This window comes from Acidiluteibacter sp., assembly GCF_055129545.1.
This window is the reverse complement of the sequence record NZ_JBSRUB010000011.1, coordinates 17166-43514: the sequence shown is the minus strand read 5'-3', so window position 1 is coordinate 43514 and position 26349 is coordinate 17166. Positions and strand designations below refer to the sequence as shown.

Genomic DNA, 26349 nt, shown 5'->3' with positions numbered 1-26349 from the left:
TTTTTGATTATGACAAGTCCCCTAAAAGTCCCGAAAGATACTGTTTTTTCAAGGAATTTCTCACTGAATTGTGGAGGGAATTTGGTGGATTTATCCACAGCAAAAGTGATGGGAATTGTTAATTTAACTCCAGATTCATTTTTTGCTGAAAGTCGTCATACAAAGTCCATCGCATTATTGGAAAAAGTAGAACAAATGTTGACCGAAGGTGCCACTTTTATTGATTTAGGTGCCATGAGCACCCGACCAGGATCTAAAGAAATTTCACTCGAGGAAGAGAAAGGTCGTCTACTCCCCGCTCTTCAGCAACTTAAAAAGACTTTCCCAGATGCCTTATTTTCAGTTGACACTTATCGATCAGAAATTGCAAAAATAGCTATTGACAATGGCGCGCACCTCATCAATGATATCTCTGGAGGCACATTTGATGACCGTATGTTTGAAACCATAGCCCAACTGAAAGTTCCTTATATTCTCATGCATACTTTGGATAGACCAGAATTAATGCAGCAAAACCCTGTTTACAAAGAGGTAGTAAAAGACATCTATCAATTCTTTTCCAAGCAATTGAATCGGCTTCGACAATTAGGAGTAGTCGATGTTGTGTTAGACCCTGGCTTTGGATTTGGAAAAACGTTGAAACACAACTACAATCTATTAAAACACTTGAATGAATTTGAACAGTTAAACGCTCCAATATTGGCAGGAATATCTAGAAAAGGAATGATCTGGAAGTTATTAGAGACCAACGCTAATGATGCATTGAATGGAACCACTGCCTCACATACAATTGCTTTGCTCAATGGTGCCAAGATTTTGAGAGTGCACGACGTCAAAGAAGCAATGGAAACGATTAAAATTGTGGACTTCTATCAAAAGCAGTAATTTCGTAGCATGGAAAACATCCCACAATTGTCTTTAGCGTTCATTAGTATTCGGTGGCTTGATTTTCTGGATATTCTTCTGGTGGCCATTTTGATGTACCAACTGTACAATCTGCTAAAAGGAACCGTTGCCATTAGAATATTATTGGGAATTCTATCGCTTTACCTGATTTGGAAATTAGTTGAGGCCCTAAAGATGGAGTTATTGGACGAAATCTTAGGACAATTTATTGGAGTTGGAGTCATTGCATTGATTATCGTTTTCCAACAAGAAATTAGACGTTTTTTATTGATCGTCGGAAATCGAAGTATTTTAGCTCAGCCGAGAATTCGAAAAAAGTTTGGGACTTGGAAATGGAATGATCAAAAAGCAGAAGAGCTAAACCACAAAGCCATACTTAAAGCCTGCTTCAATATGTCGAAATCAAAGACAGGAGCTTTAATCGTTATTTCTAAAGATTCTGAGTTGAAATACCATGCGTCTACAGGTGATCAAATTGATGGAATTGTTACTTCTAATCTTTTAGAAACTATCTTTTTCAAAAACAACCCCATGCACGATGGTGGTGTGATCATCAACTCCAATAGAGTTAAAGCAGCTCGATGTATTTTACCTGTTTCAGACAATCCAAAAATTCATGCTTCATACGGACTAAGACACCGAGCAGCAGTCGGAATTACGGAGAACTCGACTGCTGTGGCGATTATTGTATCTGAAGAGACCGGTGAGATCTCGTTTTGTAAAAATGGAAACCTGAAGCACAAATTAGAAATTGAAGAGCTTCGAAATTTATTGGAACGGGAGTTTAAAAATTAAACACCTTGTTTTTGTTGTTTGGCCTCAAATTCTTTAATCAATTCATCAGGACTTTTGCCTAAATTATCTAAAGAGTACTGCGCATCATCAGCCATAGGATGATCAGGGTAATCTTTAATAAACTGCTCGTAAATTACTTTCGCTTCCTCTAACTTACCTAAATTGTTCTCATAAACAAAAGCTTGTAAAAACAAAGAATATGGACGTTTTTCGAAATCTGGGAAATCTTTATACACTTTAGAATATAGAGCCAATGCAGTAGGTCCTTGATTTAATCCTAAACTAATTTCCGCAGCTTTAAACACAAAGTCAGCACTTTCTTTATCGGTTGGATATTGATCAGCATATTTAACATAGCCTTCAATCAGCATATTTGCGCTAGTAACATCCATATTACCTTCACCTTGAAACACTTTTCCTTCAATTTCTAGCACCTTGGCTTTCAATTCTTCTTGATTCAGGCCCTCAAAAGGATTTACTGTTACTTCTTCCGTTTCAGAAGTATTCTCAGTAGTTGTTTCTGGTTGATTACAAGCAAACAATCCTGCAGCTAAGCAAGCAATTAAAATATTTTTTTTCATGGTTGTTTATTTTTTAGGGAATTTCATTCTATACTTTACCTCAACGTTGCCTTTACTGATATTATTGAGCTTCGTTTTTAATAATGTGCGCTTTAATCCTGTTAAATGATCGGTAAATAAAATACCTTCTACATGATCGTATTCATGCTGAATGATTCGAGCAGCAATTCCGTCATATTTCTCTTCAATCAATTTCCAATCTCTATCGTAATATTCAATGGTAATCTTGGGCTTACGTGAAACATCTTCTCGAATGCCAGGAATACTCAAACATCCTTCATTAAAATCCCACTCTTTCCCTTCTTCTTCTAAGATGATTGGATTAATAAACACCTTTTTGAAGTCTGCCAATGTCGGCTCATCTTCCTCAAAAGGAGAAGCATCTACCACAAATAAACGAATAGATTTTCCAATCTGAGGAGCTGCTAATCCCACTCCTTCTGAATGGTGCATGGTCTCAATCATGTTGTCAATCAATTTCTGCAATTCTGGACTATCCTTTTCGATGTCTTCCGCTTCCTTTTTTAAAACTGGATCGCCGTAGGCTACTATTGGTAAAATCATAGTACAAAAGTAATCGTGTTTATTATATCGTACAAATTTCTTTATTTTTTTGATAGTTGGTTTACAAACTTCATGTTTCTATTTTATAACCACAAAGGCACAAAGGACACAAAGTAGATTAAAAGTCCAACTCTAGCTTCTAACATCTAACTTCTTACTTCAGTCTTATAACCGCAAAGCTCACAAAGGTTTATTCACAAAGAACACAAAGCAGATTAAAAAAATAACTGATTAATCTTTTGATTTATTGAACTATTAACTGATTGATATATTAACTGATTGACTGATTCATTTATTGATATATTGTTAAATTAATTAATTGCTACATTAACTAATTTCTCCACTTCTCAAAACTTGCTACCTGCTCTTTACTCCCACTCTCTATTCGACTTGCAATGTGCTTTTTATAGTATATCGTTTCAGTTGGCTTTAAATACATTTCTGTAATCGCACCATAATTCTGCTTCACGCCCAAAACAATCGTTTCATTTTTAAAATACTCACACCATTGATTGAAGTCTGCTCCTGCTTTATAGCCATTAACGGTGACCAACTCATCGTTTACTCCTAGTCCTGCTAACTCGGCAATGGAATTCGGATAAACCGACACCACTTGAAAAGCTCCGTTATTATCCATCGCTTTAAATCCTAAATAAGCTTCGCAAAAAGCATCAGCTGGTAATGAGTTGTATTCTATTCCTAAAAAGGCCAGTGATTGTTTCAACTCTGGTGCATAATCTTCCGTACCATTGATGTATTGATTGACGAAAGTCGATAGATCCTTTCCGGATACTTGATTGACAGTTGCCAAGTAATCAACTTCACTAATGCCTTTACCATTTTGGTAAAATTCCTCATGGAACATTCGCATCACATCGTCAAAACTCTTTTGGTGATTGGTCGCTTCTCTAATTTTGGCATCCAACATCAAAGTGCACAATGCCCCTTCGGTATATATGGAGGTTTTCCGATTAGGGACTCCAGCTACATATCCGTCCAACCAAGTATCGTAAGAAGAGTCGGCAACAGACAAGTTCGAAATTGCAGGATTGTTAAAATGACGATCCAACAACTGATTCAAAGTTTTAAAATAATCGGCTTCAGAAAACACGCCTGAACGCAACAACATCACATCGCCATACAAAGTGGTGACACCTTCGGATAAATAACCCAATCTACTGTAATTCTCTTTAGCATAATCATATGGCCACATTTCTACCGGTCGAATGCGCTTTACATTCCACGTATGGAATAACTCATGCGAACTCACACCCAACAGCTCATCGTACATTCCAACTTTTTTCATCACATCGTAAGATGGACCCAACAAACAAACCGTAGAATTGCTGTGCTCTACGCCATGATAAGCGCGGTGTGGTAAAATTTGAAATATAAAATGGTATTCTTCTGTTGGAAATCCGCCAAACAGCTCCATTTGTTTTTCTGTAAACGGAATAAAATCCTTCTTCAATCGTTCAAAGTCAGGTTGACATTCACCCTGAAACCACAAATAAAAAGTAGTTTCTCCGACTTGATACGTCTCTTTTTTCAAACTATCTGATGCAATCAGGGGACAATCTACTAACTCATGAAAATCAGTTGACTCAAAATTAAATTTTCCAATTTCTTTCAAGCCACAAGCCACTTCGTAGCTCTCTGGCAATTCCAATTGCAATTCACACACCTCATCCATTCGATTGGGCACATAAATAAAACAATTGACGCCATTGATGTACAATTGTGATGCATCCAAAAAAGTAGAACCCGCATTAAGTTCATTGGCGAAATAATTGTACTTCACTATAACTGTTTCCGCTCCATTGGTCGTAACTTCCCACAAGTCTTTGGATAGCTTTTTAGAGGGCAATTCATTCCCATCTGCATCATAAGCTTTCCAACGTTGAATATTCTTGGCAAAGTTCCCCAACTCGTATCGTCCCGGCCTCCAAGCTGGCAATTGAAGCTGAATAGTGGACTCCTCCACTCCATTCACTTCTAATTCGATATCAATATAATGGGTGTTTGGTTGCTGATAAGAAACAGTGTATAGCATAGTCTGTATTGATTTTTCTCGAAATTAGAGATTATCAAATTAAGATGAAAGTAGAGAAGTATTAATAGTGGTTAAAAGTTGGGGAAGATTTCTAAGTATATTTTAGAGTAGAGATTGATTTAAGCTGAAACCGCAGAGTGCTAAAACGCTTCGGTGCAACGAACGCTTGGGTCACAAAAAAAACGCCTTTCCACTCTAAAAGCAAAACGGCGTTCTCCAAGCTAAATAAAAAAGCTTTTTATTACTTTGAAAATATTATTCATTAGTATCAAAAGCTTTTTCAACTTCTTCATAATTTGAATAGTCTAAATTTGGGTGTTTCATTTTTCCAGATGCTGAGATAACCACAATTTTAAAAGTCCAAGCACCAGGTTGATTTGGTTGTGTCTGATCTGAGTCATTTAATATTATTGAGACTTTACCCACCACATATGAAACCTCAATTGAGGTTGAATAAGAGGGATCAGGATAAAATGTTACAGGAAGTTGCGAGTATCCACCATTATCTAACCGAAGATATGCTAAAACCGCCCCACTATTAACGATATCTTGAGTAATAGCCGGATTTGTAAACGTTTGAACCCAATACGGTGCTTGATAAATCCAATTTGAAGCAACAGCTGTAGAAGATACCACGTTGGCATTACCGTCTTTTCCAGGAGTTCCAGGAGTTCCAGCAGGACCTTCAGGACCTTCTTTTTCACAGGAGGAAAATGTTAAAGCTAGAAATGAAAAAACCAAAAGGTTAATTTTTTGAAAATACTTCATTTTATTAAAATTTAAATAACCTACTCTTATGGATTTTCAGAACCTCCTGCTATATAATATTTTATAACAAATACAATGATATATATAATATTCTATAAAACAATATGATTCCAACAAAAAAAATGCCCTTCCACTCTAAAAACCAAGCGATATTCTTAAAACAAGATAAAAAATTCCATATAAATCCAATTCCTTCTTGCTTACGTTTATGGGATAGTTGGTTCAATTTACTTCAACGCCAACAAAAGAAAATAATTAAACTATGGAGTTTTCATTAATGGACCAATAATCCCCTATTTTTGAAGTACTATGGAAAAGCCCAAAATTCCCGATAATGAAAATGAGCGGCAAGCTGCTCTGGACAACTTTAACATTTTAGATACTCAACCCGAAGAATCGTTTGATGATTTAACGCTTATTGCCTCTCAAATATGTCAGACTCCAATTGCTTTGGTTTCTTTGATTGATAGAGATAGAAATTGGTTTAAATCTAAGTATGGCGTAGATGAACCTTATGAATCTCCAAGAGATATCTCTTTCTGTGGCCACGCCATTAACACCCCTAGTGAACTTTTTGAAGTTAGAGATGCCCGACTAGACAATCGTTTTTTCGACAATCCTCTAGTCACAGGACAACTGGGTCTCAATTTCTACGCGGGTGTGCCCTTATTGGATGCTAACAATTTTCCATTGGGTACTATATGTGTTTTTGATACGAAACCGAAAACACTTACAGACAATCAAAAAAAAGCTTTAAAAGCACTTGCTAAAGAAGTAATTAACCGACTAATTTTAAGAAAGGAGAATTTAAAAATCACTAAAGAGCTAGAAATTGTCAATCAAAAATACTTTAGATTATATGACAATGCACCAGATATGATGCTCTCCATTGATCCTAACTCCAAGAAAATAATTGATTGTAACAACACCCTATGCTTAAAGCTGGGATATACACGAAAAGAAATTATCGGGCAAGAACTATTCTTTTTATACCATGCAGACTACCATGAGAAAGCTAAATTAACGCTTATTGAGTTTAAGGAGAAAGGCGAAATTGTGGATAATCGATTAGTCATAAGAACTAAATCAAATAAAAAAATTCATGTTTCACTGAATGAAAACTCTATAAAAGATAAGCATGGTAACATCATTCAGTCAAACTCTATTTTTCGTGATATTAGTGAGTTAATTAAAGTTGAAACCGCATTATTGGATACGAATCAACAACTTGAATTAAAAGTAGAAAATAGAACGAAAGAACTCAAATTTAGTAAAGAACGACTTGAACTCGCATTGCGTGGTGCAAATGATGGAATCTGGGATTGGATAGATTTTGGCAGTGATAGACAGTGGTGGTCGCCCAATTACTACCGATTATTAGGATATGAACCGAAAGAAATTGATTCAAGTGTTAATGTATTTTCTAATCAACTAGTACATCCGGACGATTTGGATCGGATATGGAAATCATTCAATAAATGTATTGAGGAAAATGTTCCGATGAATGATGAATTCCGACTTAAAACAAAATCTGAGGGGTATAAATGGTTTAGAGGAAAAGCAAATGTTTTAAAAGATTCGAATGGAAAGGCATTCCGAATAGCAGGCTCCATTTCGGATATTCAACAACGAAAATCACTGGAGATTAAGCTAAAAGAAGCCCAAAACTTTTTATCCAAGGTTACAGAAATTGCGCCTAGTGTAATTTATGTTGTCGATCACAACACAGGACTTAATACATTTTCAAACAAAGAGTTAGGCTCAGTACTTGGATATAATAATAAGGAAATTGAAAAAATGGGAATTGGCCTCATTCAGTCTTTATGTCACCCTGATGATTTACAAGCAACTAATAATCATTTTACAAAAATACAATCTCTTAAACAAGATGAAAAGATTAGTATTGAATATAGATTAAGGCATAAAAAAGGAAATTACATCTGGTTGCATTCAGTAGATACTATTTTCGAAAAAAGCACAAAAGGAAAAGTAATAAAGCATATTGGTGTTGCAACAGATATTACAAGCATTAAAGAATCTGAAGAAAACTTAATCATTCAAAAGGAGATACTTGAAGAACAAAACAATGATCTTAAACAATTTACCTATATAGCAACGCATGATTTAAAAAGTCCAATTTTAACGGTACAAGGTCATTTTAATTTCCTAAAAACTCAGTTTGAAAACCGGAATAAGGATTCTCAGGAGTCAATTGAAATGATAGATGAAGAACTAAATAAATTTAATAATACGATCCAGGCATTAGCAGAAGCAATTAAACTTCGTGAAAACAAAATAAAAACTGTAAAAATTGATTTGAACAAGACTTTTAAAAATTTAATGCCCTATTATCAAAATGAGGTGAAGTCGTTGAATGGTGAAATATCCATTGATATCGCTAAAGATACAACTATACTTGGCACTCCAATCTACATTAAAAGCATTATCCAAAACTTAATATCCAATGCTATAAAGTATAGAAGTAAAAAAAGAAATATCTCAATCAATATCACAACAAAAGAACAGGACAAATATATTTTATTGACAATTGAAGACAATGGCTTAGGGATAGATTTAAAACTCCATGAACATCGATTGTTCAAAATGTTCAATCAATTCCATGATCATTCAAAAGGTTCAGGCATGGGCTTATTTATGGTGAACTATATGGTGAATAAAATAAATGGAAAGCTTAACTTGGAAAGTAAAGTAGAAGTTGGGACTAAATTTTCAATCCTATTAGAAAAAGCCAAATGAAGAAACTAAATGAAATACTATTAATTGATGACAGTAAGGGCTCCAACATTCTTAATAAAAGACTAATAAAAGAAATGGATATCACTGATAAAATAACAACAGTGTTAAATGGAAGCGCAGCCATCAATTATTTAATATCTTTAGATAAAGATGGAAATTGTCCCAACCCTGAAGTAATATTTTTAGATATTAATATGCCTGTAATGGATGGTTATCAATTTTTAGAAAAATATTCAGAAGTAATAAAAACAGAAGAAACCAATCAATTAATTATTCTGTTGTCCTCTTCCGAAGATGAAGTTGATTTAAAAAGATCCCAAAATTATTCAATGGTCAAAGGGTACCAATCTAAACCTTTAACAAAAGAAAAAGTAAAAACTACTATAAAAATGATATTCAATTAATTATGGAGAAAGTTAAAAAAGTCTTATTATTAGACGATAGCAAAGCAGTTAACCTTAGAAATATAAATTTATTAAAAGAAATAAATTTTTGTGATGAAATTGTTTCACTAACAGACCCTCGCGAAGCTATTGAATACCTCAGCATAGGATTAAAAAATGAAGATTTACCTGATTTCATTTTTCTAGATTTAAGTATGCCAGAAATGGATGGATTTAATTTCTTAGATCAATATATTAAGATAACGAAAAAAGCAAATTCTAATTTTAAGCCTCATATAGTTATTGTTAGTGATTATCTGGATTTTAAAAATTTCGACAAAAGCAAAGAATACAAAAGCTACGGAGTAATAGACCACATTAGGAAACCAATAGACAAGGAAGATATTACGAACTTAATAGAGGAACATTTCGATGAATTATAAATCCAAATCACAAGAAGTGAGTTATTTTGGATCAACTGAATTAAAAAAAGAGACTTTTAGAAAAATATTACCTTACTTTTTTCAAGAACTTGAGGAAGATTTAATTTTAATTAAGCAAGCACAACAAGAGAACAGGACTCCAGCTATTCGCCTGATTGCAAACAAAATAAAAGGAACATCTATAAATTACAGTGCTATTCATATCAACGAAAAAGCAATAAAGATTATTGAGGAGGTCGATAAAGGAAATATTGGTATCCTTCAAAACTTGATTGTAGAATTAGAAGTGTCTATTCAACAGTCAAAACATTTTGCTCGTGAAAATTTCGGTATAAGTCTTCAATGGGAAAATTCTTAAAACTATAAGTCGGTGAAAATATTTGGTTGTAAGAAAAGCTATGGTCATTTAAAGTTATACAATTCAAACTTTTTTGAAGTAATCAAATTGATTCCATTTACTAAGAATCCATAGCGACTAAGCCTACATTTATAGCGTAAAGTGTCAATTCTGAAACAGAATTGATCCCTAATTTTCGAAGAATATTTTTTCGATGTGTATGTACTGTATGTGGACTCAAGTGTAATTGCTCGGCAATCCCTTTGTTGGTCATCCCTTTTGCGATCAGTGCTGTAATTTCTGATTCTCTTTGCGTTAAAGTCGTTGGCTCACAATTGTCTTCGTCAGAATTGTATTGCTTGTTCAGGATGATGTCCATCACTTTATTGCAGTAAAACTTCTCTCCTTTTGCAATCGCGAAGATGGCATGAATAATTTCGTCTTCGTCACATTCTCTGGTCAAATAACCCTCTACTCCTTTTTCTAGCACCCTTAATACATCACTAGTATTCGCCGTAGAAGAAATAACTAACATTTTCTGCGTCTTGGATTTCTCACGCAATTTTAGAATGGTGTCAGCAGAGAAATGACCTTTTGAATTGGGGTCAACAATAATTACATCATAGTGTGCCTCTTCTAACGCTTGAAACAACTGGGTTTCATGGGTAACATTTTTAATCAAATCAACTCCCCCACCTCTTGACAATAGAGACTTGAGGCCGAATGACATCAGCACATTTGAATTCGCATGGAGGATAGATAAACTCATCTTATTATTTAGAATGATTCTAAAGAGCAAAGATGACCCTACTATTTTTAATAATCAATACCCTAAATGTGGTATTCCCATTTTTCTTTTAACAAACACTGAATAATGGTTAAGGATTAAGTGTTAATTGTCAATTATTGTGCTTCCCTAAATAATGTTGACCGTTTTGCACTTCTAACTTCTCTAACCTTAATTACAAATCACACAAAGGTTAACTCGCAAAGTACACCAAGAGATTGGAATAATTCATTTACTAATTAAGATATCGGCACATTCTTACGTTGCTAAATTGATTCATTGCTAAATTATTACATTGTTACATAGACTTATTAATCCATTGAAACATCAACTTCCCTCGCATCTTTCTTAAAATTAATCATGGTGCTGCCCATACCTGAAGCAATTCCTTCCCACCACAAATTAAAGATTGCCTTCTCAGTATCTCGCTCTGATTTAATCGTTCCTATTCTTAATGTATTTCCTTTCGGATTGCTTTCTCTTACTACCAATGTATTCAAAAACAAAGAGCCCAACCACCTTCGTTTCTCATTCCGCAATTCGTATTCATCTTTATCGAGTAGACTAACTTTCAATCCGCTGTATCTAAACTCTATCTCACCATCGGTACCAAATGTGCTGGCATAAAAATTAAAACGAGTATTACTACTTCTTCCTTCTTTTACTTTTACGTGTGTCAGTGGCAATATTATCTGATTCAAATCTGATAAATCAAAATCTGAAATGGTGCCTTGCAGACGATGGCCTCCGTTTTTATCCAATAAATCAAAATCGACGTTTAAGTCTATTTTTCCACCTCCTTGCAAAAGTGCAGTAGTATTTAATACGGTATGTGCATATTTGTCCACTTGTTCTTCAGAGGAAGTAAGGTTATACAATACAGCATTAATTTTATCAAAGACAATAATTCCAGTTTCAGGTGCTCCAACATTCTGCTGCTCATAAGCGACTTGTCCATTACTGATTAAAACAGAATCCAATGTCATCTCAAACTTCATTTTTAATAATTCTGGGATTGGAAGAGGTTTATAAACATGTGGAAACGGCAAAGATTTATCTCTGTACACATTTAAATTAAAGCCATCTATTGCTACTTCACCAACGAACAGTTTTTTCTTATAAATCAGATGATCGATATTAATGTAATTGAGTGCCAATTGATTTACTTTAAGAGTAAACACATCTTGCTGATGCGGTAGTACACCTGGTAATTCCTTGCGGTTAAATCGAGGCATCATTCTGACGTTTGCCATAGAGATGGAAGAATCACTGTAGGACATTCTCACAGAATCGGCAGTGAGCACATGAATACTATCCGGCAGTTTTTCCATCAAATGATTGACATTTAAAATGAAATCTTCCAAAATAAACCACCCATTATTCTCTGCTGCCACGATGGAATCCAATGTAAATTCCTCAATTTTTAAATCTATGCCATCAATCATTCTCCACACAGAATCTTGCGGTCCGTAAAACCAATCAAAATGACCATTCAGAACACTTAACTCTTCTAATTTCAATTGATTCAATCCACCTTTGATAAAGGTGTAAAAATTCAACTGTTCGATATTTATGGAATCAGATGTTGCATCAGTTTTTTGTTTTGGTTTTATTCGAGTTTTTAAAGAGGGATCGGTCAGTTCAATTTTTCCTAAGTTGAGCGATTGACTATAAATGAGCGAAACAAAATCGAACCCTTCCACTGTAAAATAGGCAGCCTCTCCCACATATTGAAAATTGCTACTGTCCCTGGGGTAGGCAAATTTTAACGAGGTAAACTGGATCTTTCTTTCGAATAAGGAAACGGAGATATCTTCGTAACTGTAATAAAAATTAGAACCTAACTTCTCTTCTATTTTTTCTGATAAGAGTTGTTTCAAAAATGGTATGGAAATTAAAATAATTCCAACGAGAATAAGAAATCCTATTCCAAAGATACGTTTCTTCATGTGCAGGCGATATAGTAGTTTCCACCGAAATTAAGATAATTCCTAATGCTCCAAACATAAAAAAGGCAAAAGAATCATCTTTTGCCTTTTCAATATTGTTTTTAATTAACCAGTTTTATTTTTTATCAGGAGCGATAGTAAATCGAAATCCGGCATAAACCATTCTACCAAAAATTGGTCCCCACACTAACCCACTGTCAAATTCATTTGCAGTGCTAAGGGGATTATCTGCATCAATTATAGGATTGTCTTGTCTATAATTGGTGATATTTTCCATTCCTGCGTATACATCCCATCGCTTATTGAATGTTTTTGTGATTTGTAAGTTAGCCGTTACAAAACCATCAGATGTAGTTGATCGTTGGTTTTCTATTGTATTTTTAGCTGTTGACGGAATTCGTTGTTGTCCTAAATATTGAACTGTACCATCAAACTTCCAATTGCCACCTTTCTTGTTTTTACGAGTGGTATAGCCCACACTCGAAAAGATTCGATGTGTTGCTGTCAATGGCTTTTGCTTTAAACCGCTTTGGTAATCGGTTTGCACATCTAGGTATCGATAAGCTACTTTTAAATCCACAAACTTGATGATTTCATAGTTTATTTCAGCCTGTATACTCGTTGCAAACGACTGTCCTTCGAGGTTATAAAACTTCACTGTTCGCGCATCTTCTAAATCATAAATAACTTGATTCTCAAAGCGGGTGTGATACACATCTACTCCAAAATAACCATCGCGGTAAAACAATCGAAAGTCTTTATTGAAATTCAATCCATAATTGTATGCTATTTCCTGTTTCAGTCCAAAGGGCAAATTTGATTGATTTCCCAATAATTGAAACGTTCTAGAAGAAGCAAACATTCCTTGATTCTCAGCAAATATATTAACTGTTCGCCTACCGCCTCCAGCTACTCCTCGAAATACCAATTTCTCTGTAGCTGCCCATCGTGCATGTATTCTTGGTGTGATGTAATTGCCATAAATGGAATTAAAATCTGCTCTTAATCCTCCAACGACAGAGATATTGTTGTTTGGCGCATAGGTATACTCCATATAAACACCTGGAACATGCTCCGTCCGGTTGGAACTGCTGTCATAAGCCGTTTCTACAAATCTATCATATACATAACTCGCTCCTGTAGTGATTACATGTTTGTCACTTTTGATTTGTGTACGGAACAAATAATTCAAATAACCCGACTCTTGAATGGCATTGTAATCGTTAGGTCCAAAGTTAGACGTTTGTTTGTGTCGACTTACAGAAGCTTGCAAACCAGTACTTTTATAAGGTTTGTCGCCAAACACATAGCCCATTTTACCAAATAACTCCACTCGCTCTGTATTGATTTCTAAACCATACCTTGGTTGTAGATTTTGAGCAATAGAAGGTTCGTATCCTTTTTGACCACCAACTCTTCTATCGTTGATGTACCATCCACCAATTTGTGCTTCCAATCCTTCTGTTCCGTAATACTTCCACCGGTTCATCACATTGATTTGATTCCCTGTCGGAAAATCCAAAAAGCCATCTTTATTATTATCTACCTCGAATGGACGTGCACTTCCGTGTAATAATAACATGGTGCTCCATTTATCGGACACTTTATAATTCTGATTGAAATTCAATTCTGTTCGTCCACTCTGATTGAGGTACATGTTCACAAACAATTCATCGTCTTCTGGCTTTTTGATTTCTACATTGATTTGTCCGGCAATGCTTTCATAACCATTCACGACAGAACCAACTCCTTTTGACAATTGCATAGAATGTATCCAAACGCCAGGAATAAAAGTTAGCCCATAAGCACTTCCCAACCCTCTAACACCCGGCATACTCTCCCGACTGATGAACGTATTCGGTCCTTCCAGCCCCAACATTCTAATTTTCTTAGTTCCGGTTACCGCGTCACTGATGGCTACATCAATGGAAGGCAATGTTTCAAAGCTTTCAGACAAGTTACAACAAGCTGCTTTCTGCAACTCTTTCTGACTAACCTGTTCTACCTTTTTGCTATCCATATAACCTATAGACGAGCCTGTTTCTCTTGAAACCACATCCACTTGCCCTAATTCCACAGAATTCTTTAATTGAATGGTAATCGGAGAAGTGGAAACAGTAATTGTATCAGAAGTATAGCCGACAGAACTCACTACCAATCGACTGGATTCATCTGACTTTACAATAGAAAAATCTCCTGTTTCATTGGTCGTCGTTCCTATGGTAGTGTTGAGCCAATATACGTTCGCAAAAGGCACCACTGCTCCGCTTTCTGCTTTTACTTTTCCTTTAATTTCTTGTGCTGATAGTTCACCAATTGCTAATACTACACAACAGGCAACCATTAGCAATTTTGCTAATTTTTGCATGATTCGATAGATATAAATAAGTAATTAGTGAGATTCTATTCCGTGATCGTATTTACAACAATCTGGTAAGGATTGATAAGCTGCAGAATCCGCAGGCTGATCATCCATTTTATGGCCAGTTGCTGCCACAGCTTTACGAATTTCAACTTCATCTACCTTTTTTGCATTGTATACTAAATGAAGGGTTTTATCTGTTTTATGCCATTCGGCAAATTTGACACCAGTAGTTCTTAAGGCTGCAGCTTCTATGCGTTCTTTACACATTCCACATACTCCTTCAACGTGTAGATCTAATTTTTGACTTTTTGATTGTGCTCTTGCACTTGAGATACCGATTGCAAAGAATGCAATCATTATGATTTTAAATTTCATACTAATTTCTTTAAATGATTAATTCATGAGTGTTTAAAAAACTCACTAAATCAACCGTAGAAATTAAATTGAGTGTATAAAATATAAAGCGGTGGAGCATTAATGAGAGCTCCTTCGAGATAAAGCGATTTAGAACTTTTCTCTTCAAATTCTATTTCAGCGCTCTGATGGCCTAAATCAATAACCACAGCTACTAACGTTAAGTGCTTGTTCTGATTATTATCCAATTGCTTCAATTGGTCTTCCAATGAAATTCTGTTGTACTCATCTTTACAGCAATTGTCTTCTTCTCCAACTTCAGTTGAATCGTGCTGATGAAAAGGACAATCATCCTTCACTTCCTTTGCCAATTCTGTGTCGTGACAAGATTCTATTTCATCAAACAAACTAATCTCCTTCAAATTGTCTCCACAGTAATGCTTGTACATGGAAAATCCTGTAGTACTAACAAGTAGTAAACAGGCCAATAAAAAAGATGCTATTTGATGAAATATTTTCACAACCGTAAAATTACGATTTTTTGATAGTATTCGGTGTGTAATTAAATATGTAGCCCTTAAAATTAGTTAATCTAGACATTGATTAAAATAAAATGCCTCTCAAGAAGTAATAATTAACCGTTCTACTTTCATTCTCTTTAAATGATGCTAAATTTGTTGTTCTAAAAATTAATATCATGTCAGAACAAGTTAGAAAGCTAGAACCACTATCACTGTGGAATAATTTTGCAGATTTGAATGCCGTACCTCGTCCTTCTAAAAAAGAAGAGAGAGTGATTGCTTTTGCAGAAAATTTCGGAAAAAAGTTAGGTCTACCAGTTATAACAGACGAAGTAGGAAACGTTATCATCCGAAAACCTGCAACGAAGGGTATGGAAAATCGTAAAAAATTAGTGATTCAAAGTCACTTAGACATGGTTCACCAAAAGAACAATGCCACTCAGTTTGATTTCGATAAGGAAGGGATCAAAATGTTAGTGGATGGTGATTGGGTAAAAGCTGACGGAACTACTTTAGGTGCTGACAATGGAATTGGTGTAGCAACTATCATGGCGTTATTGGAAAGTACAGACATCCCTCATCCTGCTTTTGATGCGTTATTTACCATCGATGAAGAAACCGGAATGACTGGTGCTATCGGATTAAAAGGTGGTTTATTAGAAGGTGAGATTTTATTGAACTTAGATACTGAAGACGACGATGAATTAACCATTGGCTGTGCCGGTGGTGTAGATTTGACCGCTTCAGGTGCTTATCCAGAAATGGAAATACCTGAAGAAGTAAAGTGCGTTGAAATTACCATCAATGGATTAAGCGGTGGTCACTCCGGAATGGACATCATCAAAGGGTTGGGAAATGCTAACAAATTAATGAATCGTCTATTGCTGAACCTTTCTAATGAGTTGGGAATTTTTGTGAATGAAATTCAAGGTGGTGGTTTGAGAAATGCCATTCCTAGAGAATCTGTTTCAAAAATTGCAGTTCCTGTAGCTGAATGGTCTGCATTTGAAACAGCAATCAAAGAATACGAAGCAACGATTAAAGAAGAGCACAACTATACTGATCCTAATGTGGTAGTGACGGTAAAAAATATGGACACTTTCGATGCGGTAATGGAAGAAGATTTCCAAGCATTGTTATTGCGTTCAATCTATGCTGCTCCAAATGGAATTTATAGAATGAGTCCTGCCATGTTAAATATGGTGCAGACTTCAAACAACATTGCTCAAGTGAAAGTAGCAGATGGAGAGTATTCTATTCTTTGTTTGACCAGAAGCTCAGTAGAGTCTGAGAAATGGGATTTAGCAGAAGCATTAACAAGTGCCTTTGAATTAATGGGTGCTCAAGTAGAAGTTGGTGGAAGTTACCCAGGATGGACTCCTCTGCCTCACTCAGACATCGTGAACCTAATGGCAGACTTATACCGTGAAAAGTTCAATGCAGAGCCTAAAGTACAAGCGTGTCATGCAGGATTGGAATGTGGGATATTAGGAACCAACTACCCAAAAATGGAAATGATTTCTTTTGGTCCAAACATCAGAGGTGCTCACTCTCCCGACGAAAAAGTTCAAATTAGTTCAGTTCAAAAGTATTGGGATTATTTCTTGGAAGCTTTAAAACGTATTCCAGAAGCGAATTAAATAGGTTGTGTGCTAAAGGTTGGAATATGCTTTCATTGCATTAGACCTTTTTACTAACTTCGCAAAACTAAAAATTGAAGATAAAAAACAACATAATATAGTATACTATGGATTTTGATGTAATTGTATTAGGAAGTGGCCCAGGTGGATATGTAACTGCTATTCGTGCTTCTCAATTGGGCTTAAAAACAGCCATCGTTGAAAAAGAATCGTTGGGTGGTGTTTGCTTAAACTGGGGATGTATCCCAACTAAAGCATTATTAAAAAGTGCGAATGTATTCGAATACATCAAGCATGCTGAAGATTACGGAATTGAAGTAAAAGAGAGCAATGCGAACTTTGAAAACATCGTTAAAAGAAGTCGTGACGTAGCAAACGGCATGAGCAAGGGTGTTCAATTCTTAATGAAAAAGAACAAAATTGAAGTGATCATGGGTACTGGTAAAGTGAAGCCAGGCAAAGCCATTGAAGTGACTGCTGAAGATGGTTCTACTAAAACGATTACTGCAAAACACATCATTATTGCTACAGGTGCTCGCTCAAGAACACTACCTACTCTTCCTCAAGATGGAAAGAAAATTATTGGTTACAGAGAAGCAATGAATCAAAAATCAATGCCAAAGAAAATGGTAATTGTTGGTTCGGGAGCCATAGGTTCTGAATTTGCTTATTTCTACAATGCAATGGGTACTGATGTAACTTTAGTTGAATTCATGGACAACATAGTACCAGTAGAAGACGAAGATATTTCTAAGCAATTAGGAAGAAGCTTCAAAAAAGCTGGTATCAATGTAATGACCAGCGCTGAAGTAACGAAAGTAGATACAACAGGTAAAGATTGTAAAGTGCACATCAAAACGAAGAAAGGTGAAGAAATCATCGATTGTGATATCGTAATTTCTGCTGTTGGTGTGGTTGCAAACATCGAAAACATCGGTTTAGAATCAGTTGGAATTGTGACTGATAAAGGTAAAATTCAAGTGAATGAATATTACGAAACCAATATCCCAGGATATTATGCAATCGGTGATTGTGTTCCAGGACAAGCTTTGGCTCACGTGGCTTCTGCTGAAGGAATTACTTGCGTTGAGAAAATTGCAGGTCACCATCCAGAGCCAATTGATTATAACAACATTCCTGGTTGTACTTATGCTAGCCCAGAGATAGCTTCTGTAGGTTATACAGAGAAAGCAGCAAAAGAAGCAGGTTACGAATTGAAAGTGGGTAAATTCCCATTCTCGGCTTCAGGAAAAGCAAGTGCAGCAGGTCATAAAGATGGTTTTGTAAAAGTTATTTACGATGCGAAATACGGTGAATTATTAGGTGCTCACATGATTGGTTCTAATGTAACTGAGATGATTGCTGAATTGGTAGTTGCTCGTAAGTTAGAAACAACTGGTCACGAAATCTTAAAAGCCATTCACCCTCACCCAACAATGAGTGAAGCGATTATGGAAGCTACGGCTGAAGCATATGGTGAAGTGATTCACATTTAAGACTCCAACAACAAATTATAAAAAAAAGTCCTTTCGGTTTTCCGAGAGGACTTTTTGCTTTTAATCCAATTAAAGAATGTTGCTATAAAGTCACTTTTCTCGTGACTGATTCATAAAATGTCAGGGCTACGCCCCTAAATAAACCAGCCTATTTCTATCTATTAAAATGATTGGGCTAACGCCCCATCTTTTAACATGTTTAAAATTAAACCTAAAAAATTATTGAGGTAATCTACTTTCTTTATAAAAAGACTGCCATAACCACATTTAAAAAAAATTAAAGGTGAGGTCACTCTATCATCTTATTAAAATTTACACAATAGGTTCCACCGTATTTAGGGGCGTTAGCCCTATATTTTTAGTAAAAGTGCCAGAAAAATAGAATACAAAGGGCGTAGCCCTGAAATATTCTAGTATTTGAGAATTGTGTAACTAGTTAAAACATCCTATAGTGCTACTCCTTAATCAATTTTAGCGTTCTGCTGTCAGATTTAGACTGGAGTTGCAAAAAGTAAATCCCACTTTCCAAGTTTGACATCGAAATAGAATTAGACCCTACTATGAAAGTCCCATTTGTAATTAAAGCTCCTTTAATATTCATCAACTTGTACTCTGTCTTTTCTACTAAATTTTCTATTGTAAATTGATTCTTTACAGGATTTGGGTAAAATAGAAGGTTGGAAAACATATTTTCTTTTACATCAGTTACTACTATAGATAAAGATGTTCCCCATGTTTTCGTTCCTTTTTTGTAAAAGACTAATTCTTCATGATTATAAGACCAAGAAGAAGGATCACCAGTTGAATAATGGTAAAATTTTCCGATACCAAATACGTAAGTTGAATATTGCTCCAACTCAAAAGTAGCGTCACATAGTATTCCATTGTATTTTCTAAATCCTGTAAATCCCACATAAGTAGGCAATCCAAAATCGCTGTTATATATTCCTATTGTATCAGGATATAAAGGTATAGTTGCCATAAATCGCACATCCATGTATACTCCCATATGAATCTGTTCTTGCAAACTGTAAGTCCTAATTACAGTGTCTTGAAAATTGTTGTACTGGTGGTAGTAACCTTGACTTACAAAAATTATTTGATCATCTCTAACCTTTCGTTCGAAAGTGTAACTTACACTATCTTGATTGTGAACCATTTTACCAATGACTCTTATGATGTATAAGTCATAAGACGGCCTGTAGTAACCATAATCAATTCGATGTTCGTAATGAAATTCATCACCAATCTCGTAATCGTATATGTGTGAACTTTTTACCAAGCCATTTAAAAAAAAAGAAACAGGCTTAATCTCTGTAGGAAAGTATGACAAATCAAAACCTTTTACCATTCCATTTAACTTAGAAACAATAAAGGGCAGAGTATAAAATGTGGAATCAAAAGCTGAACTATTGGCCGATGAAAAGGAGTAATACTTTAAAGAATCTCCATTTAAAAAGGAAGTTGAATCCAAAGAAATAACTAATTCATTATTGTTCGAATCTCTATAACACGTCCATTGATTTGTATTTTTCCAGATAAGTTGATTGTTATTAATATAGTAAATACTAGAATCAACTTGCTCAACCAAAGAATCGCCCAAAATGGAGGCGCTAGACCCTACACATGTGTTACTGAAATTATCTATTCGTCCACTATAATCTCTAACAAAGATTGTTTTTTTCTTATTTGAATGAGTTATTGTAGTGTCTACTTGCAAAGTTAACGCAAAGCTATCTGTATAAATACTTATACCCATGGAAGAATTTGGTTGGGGAGTGGTATAATGCGAAATATCATTTTTAAACAATTCCCAACGTTGGGCGTTTGAGGAGCCGAATGCAAAAACAACAATAAAAAGGAGTAGAATTTTCTTCATAATTTCAGGTTTAATAGGTTACCTACCAAATGTAAGATATTAAAGGTATATAAATATATCTCTTGTAAATTATTAAATTAGAGCCCGTAATTCAAAAATATGAAGCACCTCTGTTTGTGGTCGAGTCCAAGGAATGTAAGTACTGCATTCATGTATAGTTTTGCACAACGCAGCGATACTCTTGTGATTGATGAACCCTTGTATGCACATTACTTGCTGCAATCTGGGGTAACGCATCCTGGACAGTCTGAGATTTTAAAGAGCCAAAAAAATGATGGGAATCAGGTGATGGCTGACATTTTAGAACTCAATCAACCAGAAATTGTTTTCTGCAAGCAGATGACGCATCATTTAATAAATTTGGATCGTGACTTTTTAAGTCAAACCTACAATTTGATTTTTATCCGAGATCCAAAAGCAATCATCAACAGCTATAATAAAGTGATTCCAAATCCTACTATTGAAGATATTGGAATTAAGATGCAGTTCGAATTATTGACTGAACTTAAGTCTAAACATTCGCATTATTTAGTAATTGATTCTGCTGATTTATTAAAAAATACAGAAGTATTTCTTAAAAAATTATGTATTTCAATTGACATCCCATTTAACAGGGAAATGTTAAAATGGGAAAAAGGAGAAAGAAGAGAAGATGGTATTTGGGCAAAATACTGGTACTCCAATGTGCATCAATCTACGCAATTCGCACCTTTTGAAGACAAAGAAATTACACTTTCAGAAAAGAATCAAAAAGTTTACAAAGAATGTCTTCCTTTTTATAACGAACTAATTAAACATAAACTCACAATCTAATATGGCACAGCAATACGACAATAGGAATGACAATATTAAAGTCTGGATTAACGGAGATTTATTACATCGCAATGAGGCAAAAGTTTCAGTTTTTGATAGTGTAGTTCAAGGCGGAGACGCCGTTTGGGAAGGAATTCGAGTATACAAAGGGAAGATTTTTAAGTTAAATGAACACGTCAATCGGTTGATGGAGTCAGCCCACACAATGGATTTTAAAAACATTCCTTCTCCTAGCGAAGTTGTAAATGCAATCAAGCAAACTTTAATAGCCAATGAAATGTTTGATGAGGCCCATATGCGACTGACATTAACAAGAGGGGAAAAGATTACTTCCGGAATGGACCCTCAATTAAACACTATAGGATGTACTTTGATCGTATTGGCCGAATTTAAAAAGCCCATTTATCCGGAAGCAGGAATTAAACTTATCACATCAAGTATTCGACGAAATGGACCAAGTAATTTAGACAGCAAGATTCATCACAACAATTTAATCAATAATATATTGGCAAAAATAGAGGCCAATTATGCAAATGCAGACGATGCCATTATGTTGGATGATAGAGGATTTGTAAGTGAAACAAATGCTACCAATATTTTTATGATAAAGAATGGAGTTTTGCATACTCCATTTGCGACTGCCTGTTTACCAGGAATCACTCGAAAAACAATACTAGAAATTGCAGAAAAGCATCAAATTCCATTTAAAGAAAGAGATTTGTCCGTGAGCGAATGCTACAACGCTGATGTCGTATTTACAACAGGAACAATGGGAGAATTAACTAATGTTTATGAAATCGACGGAAGAGAAATAAAATCGGAGCTAAATAACGTCATTTTTAAACAGCTTAAAGAACAATACAAACGTCTCACAGAATATGAAGGAGTAAGCATACAATAGCATTTTATTGTTCTTACTTTTGAATTTTGTTATCAAAGTAATTTTAATATCTTAGCGCACAAATCCCATTTAATCTCAATTATGAAAAAAATCGTTCAAATCTTAGGAGTTTTTGTTCTTTTTGTAGCAATCACTGCTGCTGGAAACAGAAAAGTATCTAATGGTTCGTGTTCAAATTCAGAAGCAAAAATAAAAGCTATTGATTCGTTGAACACTTATTTTTATGCTTCTTCTAAAACAAGTAGTATCAACTATACTTACAAAACTTCTGTTAAGGAAGTTGAAGTGCCTTTATTTAAAGGAGAAAAATACCGCATGGTATTCAACAGACAAGATCTTCCAAAAAATGTAGAAATCGAAATTTATGACAAAAGTCGTGAATCTGATAGCCGAAATTTAGTCTATTCAAGTAAAACGGAAGGTAATGGCGCGAACATATTATCTTATGAGCCAAAAAAAGCAAAAAACCTGTACATCAATTACATTATTCCACCTGCCCAAGGTTCTGATGAGACTGGCTGTATTGTCTTTGTTTTAGGCTACCAATTAACTTTTGTTAAAAAATAAATAATCCCTACGATGAAAAAAAATAACCTTATAATAGCAGTTAGTGTATTCTCAACTGCATTGCTTTTTGCATGCGCAGAAGCTCCAAAAAAAGAAGAAGTTACTGAAGAAGTTGTAATTGAAGAGGTAGAAGAAGTAGAAGATGAATCAGCTGATTTGATGCTACCTTCACCAATACAAATTGCATCTATCTTTAACCGATCTGGTTTAACCTACAACGGTGAGTTGCCTAATAAATCTCAGAATGTATCCAATTACAATACTAAAACACAGAAGTACTTAAACTTTGGTGTGTATTCAGCAGATATGGCCTATTCTGTTCTGAACAAAAAACAGCAAGAATCTATTGATTATTTAGCCGCTATTAAAAAATTATCAGATGAAACTGGTATGGATGCTATTTTTAGTTCAGGGAATATGATTGAGCGTTTTGAGAAAAACATCGGAACTCAAGATTCTATTATGAGAATCTTAACTGAAATTAAAATCAAAACGGATACTTATTTAGAAGAAAATAAAGAACAAGCTAAAATGGCTATTTTCTTTACTGGTGCATGGGTTGAAGGCATGTACCTAGGTACAAAAAGCGCCAAAGGAAATGACATGGTAAAAGATAGAGTGTTGGAACAAATGAATATCTTAAGAAACTTAGTTCCTGCTTTAAAAGCTCAGTCTGATGAATCTTTTGACCTATCAGGTGTTACTACTCAATTAGAAGATTTGAATACATTCTACAATTCAGTTGTAACTGAAGATGAAGAAGGTTATTCAACATTAACGCCAGATAATATGACGGAATTGACCAAAAGAATTGAAGCAATAAGAACAAGTATCGTTTCTGCTTAATCAAAATAAATTATTTGAAAAGGCGTCTCGGTTTAATCGAGACGCCTTTTTTATTCACATTAATTCTATGGTACAAAGTAGTTTTTTTATCTTTGCACCTGAATTTTAAAGAATCCCCCTTTCCATGATAAAAATAACACTTCCTGACGGTGCAGTTAAAGAGTATGACTCACCAGTATCTGCCTTAGATATCGCAAAAGAGATTAGCGAAGGATTAGCTCGAAATGTGCTTGCCGCAAAAGTAAACGGTGAAGTCATTGATGCATTTAGACCTATCGAACAAGACAGTAACTTGGAATTACTAACCTGGAACAATGACGAGGGTAAAAATACGATGTGGCATAGTTCTGCTCACCTATTGGCAGAAGCTTTAGAAGAAATCTATCCTGGAATTAAATTAGGAATCGGACCTCCCATCGAAAATGGATTTTACTATGATGTAGATGCTGGCGATCGATTAATTTCTGCTGAGGATTTACCTGCTATTGAAAAACGTATGCTAGAGTTGGCTCGTGAAAAGAATGAGTTTGTTCGAAAAAGTATTTCTAAAGCTGATGCAATCGCCTACTATAAAGAAAAAGATGACGAGTATAAATTGGATCTTTTAGAGAACCTTGCTGACGGAAGCATTACCTTTTACACTCAAGGCAATTTTACCGATTTATGTCGTGGACCCCATATTCCAAATACTGGATTTGTAAAGGCAGTAAAGCTGTTAAACATTGCAGGTGCATATTGGAGAGGAGATGAAAAAAACAAGCAATTAACTCGAATATATGGGATTACATTCCCAAAACAAAAAGAGCTAACAGAATACTTAGAACTATTAGAAGAAGCTAAAAAACGTGACCACAGAAAATTGGGTAAAGAGTTAGAGCTATTTACTTTCAGTCAAAAAGTAGGTCAAGGACTGCCACTTTGGTTGCCTAAAGGAGCAATGCTGCGTGAGCGTTTGGAAAACTTTATGCGTAAAGCACAATTAGAAGCGGGCTATTTGCCAGTGATCACTCCCCACATCGGAAGTAAAGAATTGTATGTTACTTCAGGTCATTATGAGAAATATGGCGCAGATTCTTTTCAACCGATCACTACTCCTTCTGAAGGTGAAGAGTTTTTGTTAAAACCAATGAACTGCCCTCACCATTGTGAAATTTACAAGGCTTCGCCGAAGTCATACAAAGATTTACCTGTACGTTACGCAGAGTTTGGTACCGTTTATCGTTATGAGCAAAGTGGAGAACTACATGGATTAACTCGTGTTAGAGGTTTCACACAAGATGACGCCCATTTATTCTGTCGACCGGACCAAGTGGAAGAAGAATTCATGAAAGTTATTGATTTGGTATTGTATGTTTTTAAAGCGCTAGACTTTAAGGAATATACAGCTCAAATTTCTTTACGAGATAAAGAAGATAGAAGTAAATACATTGGCTCAGACGAAAACTGGGAAAAAGCAGAACAATCCATTATAAAAGCAGCAACAGAAAAAGGCCTTAATACGGTTATCGAATACGGAGAAGCTGCTTTTTATGGTCCTAAGTTAGACTTTATGGTGAAGGATGCTATTGGTAGAAAATGGCAGCTTGGAACCATCCAAGTGGATTATAACCTACCTGAGCGATTTGAATTGGAATATGTTGGCAGCGATAATGAAAAACATCGACCAATAATGATTCACCGAGCTCCATTTGGTTCATTGGAAAGATTTGTTGCGGTATTGATTGAACATTGTGGTGGTAATTTTCCACTTTGGCTAGCTCCAGAGCAGCTTGCAATCTTACCATTGAGCGAAAAATTCAATGAAAATGCAAAAGATGTTTTAAAAATCTTAAATAAATCCGATATTCGCGGTTTCGTAGACGATAGAAACGAAAAAGTTGGAAAAAAGATTCGTGATGCAGAAGTCTCTAAGGTTCCCTACATGTTAATCGTAGGAGAAAAAGAGGTTGAAACTGGCACGGTTTCCGTAAGAAAACATGGAGATGGTGACATTGGAACAATGACAATCGAAGATTTTTCTAATTATTTTAATAAAAATTTACAAATTTAATCACAGGAGGACCTCACAATAGCTAGACCATTTAAACCACAAGGTAGATTTGCAAGGACACAAAATCCTCACAAAATCAATGATGAAATTACCGCACACAAGGTAAGAGTTGTCGGCGATGGCGTTGAAGCAGATGTATATTCAATTAGAGAAGCACTAAGTATGGCTGAAGAGCAAAACTTAGATTTAGTTGAAATTTCACCGAAGGCAGATCCGCCAGTATGTAAGCTGGTTGACTATAAGAAATTCTTATACGAGCAGAAGAAGCGTCAGAAAGAGATGAAGTCAAAGGCTTCAAAAATCGAAGTGAAAGAAATTCGATTTGGGCCCAACACGGATGATCATGATTTTAACTTTAAGTTGAAACATGCTGAAAAGTTCATTGGCGAAGGAAACAAAGTGAAAGCTTACGTTTTCTTTAAAGGCAGAACCATCTTGTTTAAAGACAAAGGAGAAATCTTATTGTTGAAGTTGGCTCAAGCATTAGAAGATGTTGCAGTAGTAGAATCAATGCCAAAATTAGAAGGTAAAAGAATGATTATGTTCTTAGCCCCTAAAAAGAAAAAGTAAATAATTAGTATTCATATATAAACA

Annotated in this window: 24 protein-coding genes; 14 read left to right on the top strand and 10 right to left on the bottom strand. The window is 35.2% G+C overall.

Features of this window, described 5'->3' with window-relative positions; all coding sequences use genetic code 11:
- Positions 1–9 precede the first annotated feature (9 nt).
- Positions 10–885 carry a dihydropteroate synthase gene (gene folP, locus ACTB0X_RS05085; RefSeq protein WP_463023910.1) on the top strand — a complete coding sequence of 292 codons (876 nt, stop codon included), beginning with the start codon at positions 10–12 and terminating at the stop codon, positions 883–885.
- A gap of 9 nt (positions 886–894) precedes the next feature.
- Positions 895–1701 carry a diadenylate cyclase CdaA gene (cdaA, locus tag ACTB0X_RS05080; RefSeq protein WP_463023909.1) on the top strand — a complete coding sequence of 269 codons (807 nt, stop codon included), beginning with the start codon at positions 895–897 and terminating at the stop codon, positions 1699–1701.
- Here the strand turns inward: cdaA and ACTB0X_RS05075 are convergent.
- The 4 genes from ACTB0X_RS05075 to ACTB0X_RS05060 all read right to left on the bottom strand — a co-directional run bounded on the left by ACTB0X_RS05075 (position 1698) and on the right by ACTB0X_RS05060 (position 5667).
- Positions 1698–2282 carry a tetratricopeptide repeat protein gene (locus ACTB0X_RS05075; RefSeq protein WP_463023908.1) on the bottom strand — a complete coding sequence of 195 codons (585 nt, stop codon included), beginning with the start codon at positions 2280–2282 and terminating at the stop codon, positions 1698–1700. The genes cdaA and ACTB0X_RS05075 overlap by 4 nt on opposite strands.
- 6 nt (positions 2283–2288) lie before the next feature.
- Entirely contained in the window at positions 2289–2846 is a 558-nt protein-coding gene (gene def, locus ACTB0X_RS05070) for a peptide deformylase (protein ID WP_463023907.1), read from the bottom strand.
- A gap of 331 nt (positions 2847–3177) precedes the next feature.
- Positions 3178–4899 carry a M61 family metallopeptidase gene (locus tag ACTB0X_RS05065; protein ID WP_463023906.1) on the bottom strand — a complete coding sequence of 574 codons (1722 nt, stop codon included), beginning with the start codon at positions 4897–4899 and terminating at the stop codon, positions 3178–3180.
- A 255-nt stretch (positions 4900–5154) separates the two neighbouring features.
- Positions 5155–5667 carry a hypothetical protein gene (locus ACTB0X_RS05060; RefSeq protein ID WP_463023905.1) on the bottom strand — a complete coding sequence of 171 codons (513 nt, stop codon included), beginning with the start codon at positions 5665–5667 and terminating at the stop codon, positions 5155–5157.
- Positions 5668–5976: 309 nt separating this feature from the next.
- On the opposite strand from ACTB0X_RS05060, the gene ACTB0X_RS05055 reads away from it, so the two are divergent.
- Genes ACTB0X_RS05055 through ACTB0X_RS05040 form a run of 4 tightly spaced genes read left to right on the top strand, consistent with a single transcriptional unit; the run spans position 5977 to position 9608 of the window.
- Positions 5977–8424 (top strand): PAS domain-containing protein, encoded by a 2448-nt coding sequence (locus tag ACTB0X_RS05055; protein ID WP_463023904.1) that lies wholly within the window; start codon positions 5977–5979, stop codon positions 8422–8424.
- A complete protein-coding gene (locus ACTB0X_RS05050) occupies positions 8421–8828 on the top strand; it encodes a response regulator (RefSeq protein ID WP_463023903.1) in 408 nt (135 codons plus the stop codon). Before ACTB0X_RS05055 ends, ACTB0X_RS05050 begins: the two co-directional genes overlap by 4 nt.
- A 2-nt stretch (positions 8829–8830) precedes the next feature.
- Positions 8831–9250: a response regulator gene (locus ACTB0X_RS05045; RefSeq protein ID WP_463023902.1), complete on the top strand. Its 420-nt coding sequence runs from the start codon at positions 8831–8833 to the stop codon at positions 9248–9250.
- On the top strand, positions 9240–9608 hold the full coding sequence (locus tag ACTB0X_RS05040; RefSeq protein WP_463023901.1) for a hypothetical protein: 369 nt from the start codon (positions 9240–9242) through the stop codon (positions 9606–9608). Before ACTB0X_RS05045 ends, ACTB0X_RS05040 begins: the two co-directional genes overlap by 11 nt.
- Before the next feature lie 100 nt (positions 9609–9708).
- Here the strand turns inward: ACTB0X_RS05040 and ACTB0X_RS05035 are convergent, their stop codons facing one another.
- The 5 genes from ACTB0X_RS05035 to ACTB0X_RS05015 all read right to left on the bottom strand — a co-directional run bounded on the left by ACTB0X_RS05035 (position 9709) and on the right by ACTB0X_RS05015 (position 15563).
- Positions 9709–10356 carry a LuxR C-terminal-related transcriptional regulator gene (locus ACTB0X_RS05035; protein ID WP_463023900.1) on the bottom strand — a complete coding sequence of 216 codons (648 nt, stop codon included), beginning with the start codon at positions 10354–10356 and terminating at the stop codon, positions 9709–9711.
- A 329-nt stretch (positions 10357–10685) separates the two neighbouring features.
- Complete coding sequence (locus tag ACTB0X_RS05030; protein WP_463023899.1) at positions 10686–12323, bottom strand: AsmA family protein; 1638 nt, start codon at positions 12321–12323, stop codon at positions 10686–10688.
- 115 nt (positions 12324–12438) lie between these two features.
- Complete coding sequence (locus tag ACTB0X_RS05025) at positions 12439–14691, bottom strand: TonB-dependent receptor (protein WP_463023898.1); 2253 nt, start codon at positions 14689–14691, stop codon at positions 12439–12441.
- Positions 14692–14715: 24 nt separating this feature from the next.
- Complete coding sequence (locus ACTB0X_RS05020) at positions 14716–15063, bottom strand: heavy-metal-associated domain-containing protein (RefSeq protein WP_463023897.1); 348 nt, start codon at positions 15061–15063, stop codon at positions 14716–14718.
- Between the two features lie 50 nt (positions 15064–15113).
- Positions 15114–15563, bottom strand: coding sequence for an HYC_CC_PP family protein (locus ACTB0X_RS05015; protein ID WP_463023896.1), 450 nt, complete (start codon positions 15561–15563; stop codon positions 15114–15116).
- Positions 15564–15739: 176 nt separating this feature from the next.
- Between ACTB0X_RS05015 and ACTB0X_RS05010 the strand changes: the two genes are divergently transcribed.
- Positions 15740–17203, top strand: coding sequence for an aminoacyl-histidine dipeptidase (locus tag ACTB0X_RS05010; RefSeq protein ID WP_463023895.1), 1464 nt, complete (start codon positions 15740–15742; stop codon positions 17201–17203).
- 107 nt (positions 17204–17310) lie between these two features.
- Entirely contained in the window at positions 17311–18699 is a 1389-nt protein-coding gene (lpdA, locus tag ACTB0X_RS05005) for a dihydrolipoyl dehydrogenase (protein ID WP_463023894.1), read from the top strand.
- A 454-nt stretch (positions 18700–19153) separates the two neighbouring features.
- Here lpdA and ACTB0X_RS05000 read toward each other — a convergent pair whose 3' ends face one another.
- Positions 19154–20578 (bottom strand): T9SS type A sorting domain-containing protein, encoded by a 1425-nt coding sequence (locus tag ACTB0X_RS05000; protein WP_463023893.1) that lies wholly within the window; start codon positions 20576–20578, stop codon positions 19154–19156.
- A gap of 99 nt (positions 20579–20677) precedes the next feature.
- Here ACTB0X_RS05000 and ACTB0X_RS04995 point away from each other — a divergent pair, with 99 nt between their 5' ends.
- The 6 genes from ACTB0X_RS04995 to infC all read left to right on the top strand — a co-directional run bounded on the left by ACTB0X_RS04995 (position 20678) and on the right by infC (position 26325).
- Positions 20678–21391 (top strand): sulfotransferase-like domain-containing protein, encoded by a 714-nt coding sequence (locus tag ACTB0X_RS04995; RefSeq protein WP_463023892.1) that lies wholly within the window; start codon positions 20678–20680, stop codon positions 21389–21391.
- Between the two features lies 1 nt (position 21392).
- Positions 21393–22292 (top strand): aminotransferase class IV, encoded by a 900-nt coding sequence (locus tag ACTB0X_RS04990; protein WP_463023891.1) that lies wholly within the window; start codon positions 21393–21395, stop codon positions 22290–22292.
- A gap of 81 nt (positions 22293–22373) precedes the next feature.
- A complete protein-coding gene (locus ACTB0X_RS04985) occupies positions 22374–22859 on the top strand; it encodes a hypothetical protein (protein WP_463023890.1) in 486 nt (161 codons plus the stop codon).
- A 12-nt stretch (positions 22860–22871) separates the two neighbouring features.
- Positions 22872–23705 carry a hypothetical protein gene (locus ACTB0X_RS04980; RefSeq protein WP_463023889.1) on the top strand — a complete coding sequence of 278 codons (834 nt, stop codon included), beginning with the start codon at positions 22872–22874 and terminating at the stop codon, positions 23703–23705.
- 124 nt (positions 23706–23829) lie between these two features.
- Positions 23830–25755, top strand: coding sequence for a threonine--tRNA ligase (thrS, locus tag ACTB0X_RS04975; protein WP_463023888.1), 1926 nt, complete (start codon positions 23830–23832; stop codon positions 25753–25755).
- 18 nt (positions 25756–25773) lie between these two features.
- The gene (gene infC / locus ACTB0X_RS04970; RefSeq protein WP_463023936.1) at positions 25774–26325 is read left to right on the top strand and encodes a translation initiation factor IF-3; all 552 of its coding nucleotides are present in this window, start codon (positions 25774–25776) and stop codon (positions 26323–26325) included.
- The last annotated feature ends 24 nt before the right edge of the window (positions 26326–26349 follow it).

What these genes read in the sequence shown, in the direction of transcription:
- cdaA (WP_463023909.1), top strand. Translation starts at nt 895, where the DNA reads ATGGAAAACATCCCACAATTGTCTTTAGCGTTCATTAGTATTCGGTGG.
- ACTB0X_RS05010 (WP_463023895.1), top strand. Translation starts at nt 15,740, where the DNA reads ATGTCAGAACAAGTTAGAAAGCTAGAACCACTATCACTGTGGAATAAT.
- ACTB0X_RS05000 (WP_463023893.1), bottom strand. Translation starts at nt 20,578, where the DNA reads ATGAAGAAAATTCTACTCCTTTTTATTGTTGTTTTTGCATTCGGCTCC.
- ACTB0X_RS05025 (WP_463023898.1), bottom strand. Translation starts at nt 14,691, where the DNA reads ATGCAAAAATTAGCAAAATTGCTAATGGTTGCCTGTTGTGTAGTATTA.
- thrS (WP_463023888.1), top strand. Translation starts at nt 23,830, where the DNA reads ATGATAAAAATAACACTTCCTGACGGTGCAGTTAAAGAGTATGACTCA.
- folP (WP_463023910.1), top strand. Translation starts at nt 10, where the DNA reads ATGACAAGTCCCCTAAAAGTCCCGAAAGATACTGTTTTTTCAAGGAAT.
- ACTB0X_RS04990 (WP_463023891.1), top strand. Translation starts at nt 21,393, where the DNA reads ATGGCACAGCAATACGACAATAGGAATGACAATATTAAAGTCTGGATT.
- ACTB0X_RS05050 (WP_463023903.1), top strand. Translation starts at nt 8,421, where the DNA reads ATGAAGAAACTAAATGAAATACTATTAATTGATGACAGTAAGGGCTCC.
- ACTB0X_RS05065 (WP_463023906.1), bottom strand. Translation starts at nt 4,899, where the DNA reads ATGCTATACACTGTTTCTTATCAGCAACCAAACACCCATTATATTGAT.
- ACTB0X_RS04995 (WP_463023892.1), top strand. Translation starts at nt 20,678, where the DNA reads ATGAAGCACCTCTGTTTGTGGTCGAGTCCAAGGAATGTAAGTACTGCA.
- ACTB0X_RS05030 (WP_463023899.1), bottom strand. Translation starts at nt 12,323, where the DNA reads ATGAAGAAACGTATCTTTGGAATAGGATTTCTTATTCTCGTTGGAATT.
- def (WP_463023907.1), bottom strand. Translation starts at nt 2,846, where the DNA reads ATGATTTTACCAATAGTAGCCTACGGCGATCCAGTTTTAAAAAAGGAA.
- ACTB0X_RS05040 (WP_463023901.1), top strand. Translation starts at nt 9,240, where the DNA reads ATGAATTATAAATCCAAATCACAAGAAGTGAGTTATTTTGGATCAACT.
- ACTB0X_RS05020 (WP_463023897.1), bottom strand. Translation starts at nt 15,063, where the DNA reads ATGAAATTTAAAATCATAATGATTGCATTCTTTGCAATCGGTATCTCA.
- ACTB0X_RS05035 (WP_463023900.1), bottom strand. Translation starts at nt 10,356, where the DNA reads ATGAGTTTATCTATCCTCCATGCGAATTCAAATGTGCTGATGTCATTC.
- ACTB0X_RS05060 (WP_463023905.1), bottom strand. Translation starts at nt 5,667, where the DNA reads ATGAAGTATTTTCAAAAAATTAACCTTTTGGTTTTTTCATTTCTAGCT.
- ACTB0X_RS05055 (WP_463023904.1), top strand. Translation starts at nt 5,977, where the DNA reads ATGGAAAAGCCCAAAATTCCCGATAATGAAAATGAGCGGCAAGCTGCT.
- ACTB0X_RS05075 (WP_463023908.1), bottom strand. Translation starts at nt 2,282, where the DNA reads ATGAAAAAAAATATTTTAATTGCTTGCTTAGCTGCAGGATTGTTTGCT.
- ACTB0X_RS04980 (WP_463023889.1), top strand. Translation starts at nt 22,872, where the DNA reads ATGAAAAAAAATAACCTTATAATAGCAGTTAGTGTATTCTCAACTGCA.
- ACTB0X_RS05045 (WP_463023902.1), top strand. Translation starts at nt 8,831, where the DNA reads ATGGAGAAAGTTAAAAAAGTCTTATTATTAGACGATAGCAAAGCAGTT.
- ACTB0X_RS04985 (WP_463023890.1), top strand. Translation starts at nt 22,374, where the DNA reads ATGAAAAAAATCGTTCAAATCTTAGGAGTTTTTGTTCTTTTTGTAGCA.
- lpdA (WP_463023894.1), top strand. Translation starts at nt 17,311, where the DNA reads ATGGATTTTGATGTAATTGTATTAGGAAGTGGCCCAGGTGGATATGTA.